The 12,214-nt window shown below is 57.5% G+C and carries 8 protein-coding genes; 2 read left to right on the top strand and 6 right to left on the bottom strand.

Features of this window, described 5'->3' with window-relative positions:
- The first annotated feature begins 719 nt into the window (after window positions 1-719).
- A complete protein-coding gene (locus P3T23_RS30105; RefSeq protein WP_429319736.1) occupies window positions 720-1,706 on the top strand; it encodes a SphA family protein in 987 nt (328 codons plus the stop codon).
- Between the two features lie 678 nt (window positions 1,707-2,384).
- Here P3T23_RS30105 and P3T23_RS30100 read toward each other — a convergent pair.
- From P3T23_RS30100 to P3T23_RS30090, 3 genes are all read right to left on the bottom strand, one after another.
- Window positions 2,385-2,825 (bottom strand): MarR family winged helix-turn-helix transcriptional regulator, encoded by a 441-nt coding sequence (locus tag P3T23_RS30100; RefSeq protein ID WP_429319735.1) that lies wholly within the window; start codon window positions 2,823-2,825, stop codon window positions 2,385-2,387.
- Between the two features lie 317 nt (window positions 2,826-3,142).
- Complete coding sequence (locus P3T23_RS30095) at window positions 3,143-3,511, bottom strand: LysR substrate-binding domain-containing protein (RefSeq protein ID WP_429319734.1); 369 nt, start codon at window positions 3,509-3,511, stop codon at window positions 3,143-3,145.
- A gap of 93 nt (window positions 3,512-3,604) precedes the next feature.
- On the bottom strand, window positions 3,605-4,843 hold the full coding sequence (locus P3T23_RS30090) for a CaiB/BaiF CoA transferase family protein (protein ID WP_429319733.1): 1,239 nt from the start codon (window positions 4,841-4,843) through the stop codon (window positions 3,605-3,607).
- Between the two features lie 1,096 nt (window positions 4,844-5,939).
- Between P3T23_RS30090 and P3T23_RS30085 the strand changes: the two genes are divergently transcribed.
- Entirely contained in the window at window positions 5,940-7,628 is a 1,689-nt protein-coding gene (locus P3T23_RS30085) for a flavin-containing monooxygenase (protein WP_429319732.1), read from the top strand.
- A gap of 157 nt (window positions 7,629-7,785) precedes the next feature.
- Here the strand turns inward: P3T23_RS30085 and P3T23_RS30080 are convergent, their stop codons facing one another.
- The 3 genes from P3T23_RS30080 to P3T23_RS30070 form a co-directional block, all read right to left on the bottom strand.
- Entirely contained in the window at window positions 7,786-8,973 is a 1,188-nt protein-coding gene (locus tag P3T23_RS30080) for an acetyl-CoA hydrolase/transferase family protein (protein ID WP_429319731.1), read from the bottom strand.
- 111 nt (window positions 8,974-9,084) lie between these two features.
- A complete protein-coding gene (locus P3T23_RS30075) occupies window positions 9,085-11,019 on the bottom strand; it encodes a flavin-containing monooxygenase (protein ID WP_429319730.1) in 1,935 nt (644 codons plus the stop codon).
- A 42-nt stretch (window positions 11,020-11,061) separates the two neighbouring features.
- Window positions 11,062-12,210, bottom strand: coding sequence for a thiolase family protein (locus tag P3T23_RS30070; protein ID WP_429319729.1), 1,149 nt, complete (start codon window positions 12,208-12,210; stop codon window positions 11,062-11,064).
- Window positions 12,211-12,214: the final 4 nt, after the last annotated feature.

Raw genomic sequence — 12,214 nt, 5'->3', positions numbered from 1 at the left:
ATTCTTGCAAATGAAGGGGGTGGTACGGATGAGTGACCTGAAAACGTTGGCCTCCAGCGTCACTTACAGGCGCAGTTGTCTGCGAACTCCAACGCGATCTGAGAATCGTTCTTCGGCATGCTCGACGCGGCGCGGCCTGTGGATCGTCGAACCGGTCGACTAGAGGAGCAAGTGCGCGGCTAACGGACGAGAAGCGGGCAAATAGTCCGCTTTTTTGAACCAGCAAGGACTTGAAGACGAGTTTCACTGTGTGAACCGTCGTGTCACACGCCTTGATTTCCATAATGTGCCATTGTACGGTGGCATACAGAGTGAGGTGACTTGCGATGCGCCGGTGAAGCACTCGTACCCGCACACCTCGGCCAAGCAGGACCAGATGCAGACGTACCGATACGCTGCTGATTTGCCATTCTCGCGATCAACGCGAGCAGGCCAATGCCGCTGCAAAAGTGCAGGGTCTGCGACACGTTCACCGAGGGGTGCCAGTACGTAGTCCAAAGAGAAGCGCCGTCAAACACGGACCGATCATCAACGCGCGGACGTCCGCCTTTCGGCGAGCGCCGCGGCTTAGGCACAAGTGGCTCTAGCGTTGCCTGAAAAAGGGGGGAAAAGCCGATCTACTGGAATTCACACATACCTGCGTATTGGAGACGATTTTTATGAGTAAGTGATTTCGACCAGACTAATAATATTGAGATTAAATTAAAAAGGAGATGGAGATGGAGGTGAAGTGCTTTTACCATGGTTTGCGCGTGAGCCAGTGGATGATTCGAATAATGGCTGCCGTTTTAGCAACGTCGATTCTCGGTTTGGGTGGCGTCGCGAAGGCGTCGGAAGGACTTACCTACGGCGGCCCGCGCGGCGGCACAGACATTAATGGTGCGTACCTGCCACAAGCCAGTGGATTCTATGGAATTGCTCTGCTATGGGGTGCTGCGCCAAATGCGTACTACGGGGATAACGGAGGTCCCGGTACCTTGAAGTTTCACGGAAAAGCTGCTGTCCCGGGACTTGGCCTACTTTACGTTTATCCATTTAAGCTCGCCGGGGGCACTCTGGCAACCAGCGTTTTACAGATATACGCTTTTCAACGCATGTGCGTGAACGGGACGTGTCTGACCAAGAAACAATGGGGCGATCTATACAGCGATATAATCATGTGGAGCAAGCATATCGGTCCCGACCCGTCACCGGGTGCCTTGCCTTATGGATTGACTGTGAAGGCCGCTCTCTCCATGCAGTTTCCTACCGGAGCATATGATCCGCATTCCCCGACGCCATCGGCTGGATTTAATATATATCGGATCATTCCCAACGTGGCGCTAACGTTTTTGACGGGGCCAAACGTACTCGGCGACGGTGTTGAACTCTCGACACAGATATTTTATGGAATGACGACGACTAACGAAGCTACCCATTATGCTTCTGGCGATACAGTCGATATTGACTTTGCGGTGTCGGAGCGGACGGGCCGTTGGCAATATGGCCTCGCAGGAGTCTATGCATGGCAGTTACAGGGGGACAAAAAGAACGGAATGGAGGTGCCTGGTGGTAACAAGATCGGGGTCGTTTCACTGGGACCCGTGGTGGCCTACCGGATTCCTGGCTGGGAGAGCGTGATTAAGGCCAAAGTCCTGCTACCCGTCTATGCGAGGAATACGGCGCACCAGGTGACAGCGGTTGTAACTATTGTGAAGGCTTTCTAGGGTTAGTAACGGTCTGTCTATGTTCGGCAGCTAGCCAGACGGCGGCTCATCACAGCTGCCGCCGCTACGGCGTTCAACAACCTGTGACAACGTCAGCGATGTGATTTTTTTCGATAAACCAGCGCTTTCGGTTCATACCGTGAATCAGACGTCCACGAATCTTGATATGGCGATTTCGCCGTAGTACGTTTGGGGCCAAACGCGAGCGGCCGTTCCGATGTAGAACTGCGCCATTCCAGGAATTATTCGTGGATCAGCGCCGTTGTCGACATCGACGATGTATGCCAAGGCCCGGCTCGGGCTGGAAGTTCTCGACGCGATGCACCGAAATGAAGTATGTCCGCCAGGGGTTGTCTCATGACATTTTCTGCGGGCGGTGAAACCGGTCTTCTCCAGCGCCGCCCGGATCGCAGGATGACAGGTCTTTACGTTGCGGGGCAGACGCTCATCGACGAAGACAGTTCCCGGCTCGCCACCGTACGCAACGCCGCCACCATGGATTTTGTCATACGAGCGCGTGGGTCTGCACATGGTCAGAATGCGGCCGCGAGACCCGTATCGTCAAAATTCGTAATCTATTTATCAAGCGCTGGGGTGAAAGCCCGCGCATGGCGTGCTCACTTGTCGAGATCGGAGAGCGGGACGAAGCGATACGAAAAAGATTGAAAAATCTCCGTATCAGCTTTCACGTGCTTCCGCCAACGAGGTATAAAGGTGGGTCAAGTCTGACAGCACGCGCGCCCGGTCCTCTTTGGAGACCAGTGATTCCAGGCAACTCAGGAGCAGCTGTTCGAAATCGTCTATTGCCTGGCGGCCTTTTTCTGTCAATAAAAGTCGCGTCACCCGTCGATCGTGGGGTTCGATCTCCGCGGTGATCCATTCATTCTCGCGAAGCGACGCAATGTGGCCGGAAATAGTCGCCTTGGTGACCAGGCTGGTGGCCGCGACCTCTCCGGCGTTGCGGGGCCCGTCTTTCAGATACAGCATCAAGCGATACTGGGTGACGCTAATCCGAGCGTCTCGAGCAACGTTGTCGAATTCGCGCGCGATTGCCGCGATTGCGCGAACGGGTGCATACCGCACGGCTGACGAAGACGGCTTTTGAGGTCTTTTGCTCATCGAATATCGGTCATAGCTTTAAAAGTCAGGCATCGTCACGCAGATGCGCAAAATTTGCAAGCGCCGCTCCGATTGCAAGTTCTGATAGTTACACGTGATAGTTTGGCTGTCAATACTATTTGGCTTGCCGAACCAAAATGTTTAGGGTAGTGTCGTTGCGTGCTGGCCCGTCGTCAGTCGACGCAGGCTTCGCGGCGATCTTCCTCCGCCAATGTCGGCAGCACATGGTTTATAGCCGGCGCTATCGGTATTGGACTCGATGTTCGACGTGTAAGCATGGTCGTTCATCGTCCTTGAATTCCGCGAACTCGCTCGACTCACGTGCGTGTGTCGATGCCGCGACCCTGAGTGTGCGCGTGCTGCCGGATCATGCGTGCGAGTTCACGTGCGTGCGATGACTGCTTGTCGAAGCGCGATCGCAACATGCTCAGAGTAAGGGGAATGTTCTCGCGCAACGGCTTCACGACTACGCCTGACCAGCCGTGCCCCGAAACAGAAAATTCGTCGACGAGCGCTATGCCTGCACCCTCGCGCACTAACGTGCACGCGGACTCCGCTCGCATGATCTCCACCGAAGGCTGATATTGCGCGCCCGCGCGATCGAATGCACTCGCCATCAGGCATCCGAACGGAATGGTGCGCGCGTACCCAATCAATAGGTAGCCGGCGATTTGGCGCAGTTCCACCTCATCCTCCGAAGCGACAGGCCTGCACAAGGCCACGATCATCCGCGCCTGCGTCGATCGGCCAGGCTTATCACCTCATTCAAATTCGCATATTCATACGACCTTCCTCGCTCGCAAGCCGGCGATTGCTTTGGGGCCCAGTTCGAGCCATTCGCTCAGCACGGCATCGGTGTGCTCGCCCAACGTGGGAGGAGGGCACCGGTACTCTATGGGTGTTTCCGACATGCGAATCGGATTGGCGACGAGCGGAACGCATCCGGCAAGCGGGTGGTCCATTTCGACGCGCATGCCGCGTGACTGCACGTGCGGGTCGGCAAACACCTGATCGATACGGTTGATCGGTCCGCATGGGACGCCAGCCCCTTCGAGTGCAGTGACCCAGTCCGCGGTTGTCCGCGATAGGGTGAGGCTGCGTAGCTGTGCAATCAATTCGTCGCGGTGCTTCACGCGCTGCGGATTCGTAGCGAAGCGCTCGTCGTCTGCCCACTTGGGCCGCCCAAGCGTGGCGCACAAGTTGGCGAACTGCCTGTCGTTGCCGACGGCGATGATCAGGTACCCGTCCGCAGTCGGAAAGTCCTGATAAGGCACAACGTTCGGATGGGCGTTGCCCATCCGTTGTGGAACATCGTCGCCGACCAGATAGTTGGCTGCCTGATTCGCCAGGGACGCAATCTGCACATCGAGTAAGGCGAGGTCGACGTGCTGCCCTTGTCCGGTACGGTCACGATGCGCCAATGCGGCGAGAACGGCGACGGTCGCGTACATGCCAGTCATGATGTCGGTCAGCGCCACGCCAACTTTCATCGGACCTTCGCCGGGCGAGCCATCCGGCTTGCCTGTGACGCTCATCAGGCCGCCCATCCCCTGGGTCAGAAAGTCGTATCCGGCTCGCGCCGCATAAGGTCCTGATTGCCCGAAACCCGTGATCGAGCAATAGATCAGGCGCGGATTGATTGCCTTCAGGCTTGCGTAATCGAGCCCGTAGCGGCTAAGGCCGCCAACCTTGTAGTTCTCGAGCAGGATGTCGGCCTTGCCGGCCAGCCTGCGGATCAGATCCTGCCCGTCCGGCAGCGCGATGTCGATCGTCACTGACCGCTTGTTGCGGTTCGCGCTGAGATAGTATGCGGACTCGCCGGTCGGCTTGCCGTGCGCATCGCTCAGCCAGGGTGGGCCCCAGGCGCGCGTGTCGTCGCCAGTGCCGGGTCGCTCGACCTTGATGACGTCGGCTCCAAGGTCGGCGAGCAATTGGCTCGACCAGGGACCAGCCAGCACGCGTGAAAGATCGAGCACGCGCACCGCGGACAGAGCACCGCACCGATTCGTCGTTTCCATATGCGATCTGAATGTGGCAATACCAGTTATGGCGCGTGCGAGGATAAGCGCCTGAGTGTCGTGAGTGCCCTCGTCGGTGTTGACGACCTCGAGGTTGACCCGATGCCGGGCGATACTCCTCCATCGACTCGAAATCAGAATTGATAGTCACACGCGATAGTTAGGCTGTCAATACGGTTTGGCTTGCCGAACCAAATCATTTGAGATAGTGTTGTTGCAGGCTGACCCGTCGTCAGTTATCGCGCGGTAGGTGTTCGCCCAGACTATCCTGACTGGATACACTCGAACACACAAAACGCACGACCGATGTCAGTGGTGGAACAGGCAACCGTGCTGGTCGCTCGCGCGATCAATTCCGCAGATGCTCGCGAAGGCGTCGTCGCATTCGCCGAAAATCGCAAGCCGGTTTGGCAGGGGAAATAGAAGCGATGGCGACCGATTCAAGATTCGATGGGCTCACTCGCGCACGCCAACGGCGGCGTATTGTCCAGCCAGGCGACCGCGATTCTCGGCACGGCCGCGACACTCTGAGTGCAATGAGTCCAGTGAGAGGGGGGCATTTGTGCCGCGAGTGAATGTCCCACCGCGGGCGAGAGAACGACTCGATCTTCGGTAAGGTGAACATGCGAGTGAACAGCGATGAAAGGTAGTGCAGCAGAGAGTCGAATTTTTGTCGTACTCGTATGTGTCGGTCTCGCGGGGCTGCCGTTAAGAATATGGGTGTGCAAGGAGATCCCTTCCTCTCTGGTCTGCCTCATCGCACCTATATGTAGCGACGTTCTGCTCTTTTTTGGCAGCGTCGGAGGCATAGGCTTGCTATGTCTAAAAGTTTTTGGTCCGGCCCAGGTCGAACGCACACACGCCTGGGTGTCTCTTGCCGCTGTCGTAGCGGCTTCGATTCTCTTTGTCTGGGGCGTGTGAAAGTACGCCGGGAACACATCAATTGGAAGGTGCCGAATCGGTTTCATGGAAGTTACCGTTATTGGAAGCGCAGTCTCTCTCGCATATTCAGCAGCGGGATTACCGTGGATTCATACGTTGAACCGCTGCAATTCAGCAACGGTAAGGCCGTGATGCGTGTAAAAGGAGCATTGAAATGAGTAGAGCCCTGGTTCGTCGTGACACGGAGGATGTGGTTATGAAGCAAGGCGTTTCTTCGCATGTAGACGCTATTGTGATAGGTGCCGGGATTACTGGTATCTACATGGTCTATAAGCTGCAAAGTATGGGATTTTCGGTGCGGGGATACGAAAAGGGCAGTGATGTCGGAGGCACATGGTATTGGAACCGTTATCCAGGGTGTCGACTCGATACGGAGAGCTTCACCTATGCCTATTTCTTTTTGAATGACATCGTCCCGGACTGGTCGTGGAGCGAGCGATTTGCCGGTCAGGAAGAGCTGCTGCGATACGTTGGCGCTGCAGCAGACAAGATGGATGTCCGCAAGAACATCCAGTTCAACACTGGCGTTGTCGGCGCGACTTACGACGATGCTCGCAATGCATGGAAGGTGCAACTGGATGAAGGGAGTGCTGCGACCTGCACATATCTCATAACCGCGGTCGGCTTGCTATCGGCCACGAGATTGCCTGAATTCGAGGGAATGGACGCTTTCAAGGGGGTCTCGTTCCATACCTCTCGTTGGCCAGCCGATCCCGATGGCGGGGTAGGAGGAGTGCGTTTCAGCTACGAAGGAAAGCGCGTTGGTGTGATCGGGACGGGCGCTACGGGTGTGCAGTTGATCCCCGAGATTGCCAGGACGGCACAAGAGTTGTTCGTCTTCCAGAGATCGCCCAACTGGTGTACCCCTTTGCGTAACTCGCCGCTCTCGAAGGAAGAGATGGAGGAGATTCGTGGGACGCGCAAGGAGTTGCTAGCACACGTAAAGACCACGCCGTTCGGCTTCATCTACTCGCCTGTCGACCGCGACGGTGTGCAGGATGCGCCCGAAGACCGTGAAGCTTTCCTCGAAAAGCTCTATTCGACTCCCGGGTATGGTATTTGGCTTGGAAATTATCGCGATATCATCACCTGCCGCGAGACAAATGATTTCGTTTCCAAATTCGTGGCGAGGAAAATCCGGCAGCGTGTGAAAAACCCCAAGGTTGCCGAGAAGCTCATTCCGAAGCACCCATTTGGAAGTAAGCGTATTCCGATGGAAACCAACTACTACGAGGCGTACAACAGAAAGAACGTACATTTGGTAGACGTCAAGGAAGATCCGATCGAGAGGGTTACGCCAACCGGACTGAAGACCAGGTCCGCCCACTACGATCTCGACATGATTATTTATGCGACCGGCTTCGTTGGAGTTACCGGCGCACTCGAGCGCATTGACTTCAAGGGGAAACAGGGAGTCAGACTAGCCGATGTCTGGGATGTCGGCCCAGTCACCTATTTGGGACTGCAAGTTTCTGGATTCCCGAATCTGTTTACCCTGGCTGGGCCACATAACGGAGCCACCTTCTGCAACGTTGGCGTCTGCGGAAATCTGCAAGTCGAGTGGCTTTGCGAGATGCTGGATTACCTGCGCCAACACAAACTGAACTTCGCGGAGGCCAATGAGGATGCGCAGGAAAAGTGGACTGCGGAGATTTACACCGACTTCGAGAAGACGTTGCTCACGGCATGCGATGATGCCTGGTGGGTCAAAGTCAAGCGTCATCCGGATGGCAGGGTGACGCGGCGAGCGCTGACCTATATCGGTGGCGGACCCACTTACCGGAAGATCTGCGACGAGATAGCGCAGAACGGATATCCCGGCTTTAAACTTGCCCGGATGTGATCAGGCGACGTTGGGTAGTCGACGGTGTTGATCGCTGTTTTTTCGCGATCGCCAGCATCGTTCCAACGCCGCCGTTTTGCGTGCGCATGCAAATTCGGACTGCGGAACTGTGCCGGGCGGCATTTTGCATCTCACCCGGCCAGGTCGCGGAAGCGCATCAACGAGCCAGGCGTGCCGCGATTCCCGCCCACGCCTGCGCAAGTTCATCGCGAAAATGCGGGGCCGAAATCGATATCAGGGCCTCGGCACGAGCGTGCACGGACAGCCCTTTGAGTGAGGCTATACCGTATTCCGTGATGACCCGATCGGCGCCATGTCGGGGAATCGCGCAGAGGCTCTCATTACCCAAATGAGGGACGATCCGGCTGGCCCTGCCATCTGCTGTCGTAGCGGGCAGCGCAATGATGGAGCGACCCCGCGGCGCCAGAATGCCGGCGGAGGCAAACGCGGGCAGTCCACCAACACCGGCAATAAGCCGCCCGCCAGCCATATCGGCGTTGATCTGGCCGAAAAGGTCCACCTCCACTGCCGAGTTGACCGCACAGAAATTCTCGATGTCCATCATCTGGCGAACATCGTGCGTCTCGCTGACCGGCCGGAAATAGAAGGCCTCATCCCTGCCAACGCGATCGTAGAACGACGAACTTCCAAGCGCTACGCCGATCTCGATGCTGTCGCGACCCGAAATGGCGCCGCTATCAAGCAGCTGCAAGACAGGTTCCGACGCCATGCCTGACCAGACGCGTAGTCTCCGATGGTTGCGAAGCGCGGCCAGCACAGCAGCTTGCAGTTTGCCTATGCCAAACTCAAGAACGTCGCCGTCACGGATCTGCGACGCCACCAGGCGCGCATGCTGCATCATCGTGTCATCGACAATCCCTGAATCGAAAGTGACCAGTTCCGATTGCTCCTCGAACGCGCCGTCGCATTCGGCGAAAGGGACGGAAGAGCTGGAGCGGGTGCGGGGCAGGGCGGGGTTGATATGCAATACGCGCCGGCGTGCACTTGCCCAGACAGCGGGATGAAAGTCGCAGCAGATTCCGGTGCTGCACATTCCTCGCTCGTCGGGTGGCGAGACTTGCAATACAGCCAGATCAATATCGGTTGCCTGAAGGTCACGGAACGCGCCGGGGTAGTCCAGCGGCACGAGCTCTACACGGCCTTGCACGATTCCGTCCCGTAACAGCGGACTCATGAAGTAAGCCCGCTGCCGGGCTCGCGGATGAATCCCGAGGTAGTCGCTGCGGTTGACGCTCGGGAAATGAACGCCGACGAAGCGAACGTCTTCGGCCCGCTCGGGAGAGGCCTGCAATGCGCGGAGAAAGCTCAGGCTCTCACCCGCCATGCCAGGTACGTACACGGTGGTATTCGGTCTCAGAGTCCCAACCACCTGGAGAGCGGTGCAAAGCCGACCCATCGTCAGCGGATCCTTTTAAAGGCTACCGATGTGTCGCGCTTATGTCTGCTGGCGTAATTCTGCCAGCACGAATACATAATCTGCGGGATTCATCTCTTTTGTCATGTTCCAATACTCGCACATGGTCCAAGGGGAGTTCTGCGTGATACGTCCCGATCGATTCTTGTACCAGTTGCTGATTCCGGGAAGCGCCCATACTGTACGATCTGTTGCCTCATCGACGCGTTGGTTGTATTCGTCGTGGACGTCGCGGCGAACGTCCATCGCCGACAGGCCGTTCTCGATCAGGTACTGGATTGACCGCATCACGTATCGGACCTGACACTCCGAGTTGAAGATGGCACTGCCGCCGTGAGCCAGATTGGTGTTCGGACCGTAGAGGACGAACAAATTCGGAAAACCCGGCACGGTAATGCCCAGATAGGCGCGCGGATCATCGTCGCCCCAGCGGTCTCGCAGATGTTCTCCGCCCACTCCCACGATGTCGATTCCTGCAAGCATGCGCTGAGCCTGGAACCCGGTCGCGTAGACGATCACATCGGCCGCGTGCCGAACGCCGTCGGATGTAACGACTCCACCGGCTTCAATCTCCTTGATGGGCGTGTCGATGAGGTCGACATTTTTCCGCCTCAGCATCTTGTACCAGTGATTGTCCATCAACAGGCGCTTTCCGAAGATCGGGTATTTTGGAATGACCTTTTTGAGCAACTTCGGATCGTCCCCTACCTCCTTCTCGATGTGACGCACAGCGAATGCACGGAACTCATGATTTTTGGCATTGGTCGACACCGTCGGATTCGGCCACTCCGGATTTACCTGCAGATGCTGGTGGAGGTTGTCGCCAAACCCCCACATCAGCAGGAAGCGATACCAGCGGCTATAGAAAGGGAGTTTTTCGAGAAGCCACTGGACGTTCGGTGTCACCGTGCGGTGGTAGTTCCGGTTCGGAATCATCCATTGTGGGGAGCGCTGAAAGATCGAAAGTCGCTCGACCTGAGACGCGATTGCCGGCCCGACCTGCATGGCGCTCGCTCCGGTACCGATGATGGCCACGCGCTTGCCCGCAACGGAAAGGCCCTCGGGCCACCGCGCGGTATGAAATGAGGGTCCCGCGAATGACTCCGCACCGGGGATCTTCGGAATGCTCGGGAGATTCAACTGTCCGACCGCCGAGATGATGGCGCCGAACGTTTCGGTGCCGAACCGGTTTCCTTTCTGTGAGCGGACTTGCCAGACGTGGGTCGCCTCATCGTAGTGGGCGGAAATCACGCGAGTCGCGAAGCGAATGTCCGACGCGATGCCATATTTGTCGACGCAGCGACGTACGTAGGCCCACAATTCGTCGCGCTTCGAGTAGTACTCGGACCATCCCGCGTGCAGATCGAACGAGTATGAGTAGAAGTGGTTGGGTGTGTCGCAGCCGCAGCCGGGATAGCGATTCTCCAACCAGGTGCCGCCAACGTCCTCGTTCTTCTCGAACAGCGCGAACGGGATGCCGGCCTGACGCAGCCGGATCGCGGCCAGCACACCTGATACCCCGGCCCCGATGATGGCGACACTGAATCGCTGTCGTTGCTCGACTGAGGCTCGAGTCGACCATTGAATCGCGGCCGGATCGCGACCATCGAAGCGCAAGTCCTCGCGCATCATCTGCGTGTAGATGGCTGGCACGGACTGTCCGACCGCGACGCTCATCATGCGTAGAAGCAAGGCATCGTCTGGTTCGCGAAGTGCGCGTTTGGAGATGGGCGGGTGCCGATCTAACAGGCAAATCAGCTTGTCGACGACTTCCTGTCGCAACGGTTGAGGAATCTTTTGTTGCGCGTCGAAGGGTCCATGGATGTATGGCGCACACCGCTCCATCAGGTCGATGTCACCGGTGAACTGCACCAGAACCATGAGAAGGGGAACGATGTCGGCTTCGTCCAGTGCTTTCCGAAGGTCTCTCGTTTCGTCAGGCAGCCCAGCTTCCAAGGCAATCTCCGGTAGAAATGGTTTTGCCACGCCAGGACGCGCTCAAGGATAGGCGCGTTCGAGGATATGCACCGAGGCCGCGCTTCCAATACCGACGACATGCGTGAGGCCGATACGGGCCCCTTGCACTTGTCGGCTGCCGGCCTCTCCGCGCAGGTGACTGACTACCTCACAGATGTTGGCGATGCCTGTGGCGCCGAGAGGGTGGCCCTTCGAAAGAAGCCCACCGGAGACATTGACCGGAATTCTGCCGCCGTTATAGGTAGCCTTGGTCTCGATGAGCGTCGCACCTTCTCCTTCTTTTGCGAGGCCCAGATTTTCGTAGTGGACAATCTCGGCGGTCGCGAAGCAGTCGTGCAGTTCCACCATATCGATGTCTTCCGGTCCCAGCGCCGCCTCTTCATAGGCGTGGCGCGCAGCGAGTCTCGTGCAGGCATTGAAGTCGTGCATGACCAGATCGCGTTCCGAATAAGGATCGCTCGTCAAGGTCGAGGCACGGATCGTGATGGCTCGCGAACGCAGGCCCAGCTCCCGCGCCTTCTTCGCCGAAGCGAGTACCACGGCTGCGGCTCCATCGACGTTGACGGAGCACATCAGCTTCGTGTTTGGATACGAAATCATTTCGGCACCCATGACTTCTTCGAGCGCGGCGGGTTTCTGATACATAGCCTTGGGATTGAACTGCGAGTGGAAGTGGTTCTTCACCGATACCTTCGCAAACTGCTCGAAGGTGGTGCCGTACTTTCTCGCGTGCTCCATGCCCACCTTGGCAAATACGGCCGGCATGGTGCCGGATCCCAACAATCCCTCCACGGGGATTCCGTTCGGCGCGGCCGTGCCTCCCAGCAGTCCTCGCCCCATTTGCTCGACGCCTACGCAAAGCACCAGGTCATAGAGCCCAGCCTTGATCGCGATCCAACCTTCACGCAGCGCGGTGGCCCCGGTTGCGCAGGCATTCGCGCAGTTGACAACCGGAATTCCGGTCTGGCCGATCAGGTGCAAAATGCGCTGCCCTGACATCGCCTTGGCTTCGAGCTGATTGCCGCAGTACAAGGCCTGAATGTCCTTGATCGACAGTCCCGCGTCTTTGAGTGCGAGTAGCGCGCCCTGAGCACCTATACCTGGAACATTCTGCTCCGGGTAGCGGCCGAAGCGGGTCATGTCAGAACCAACGATGCAGACGTCCGTCATGAGC

Origin of the sequence: Paraburkholderia sp. GAS448 (assembly GCF_050435685.1) — a bacterium.
GTDB lineage: Bacteria > Pseudomonadota > Gammaproteobacteria > Burkholderiales > Burkholderiaceae > Paraburkholderia.
This window is presented reverse-complemented; position numbering and strand designations above follow the sequence as displayed.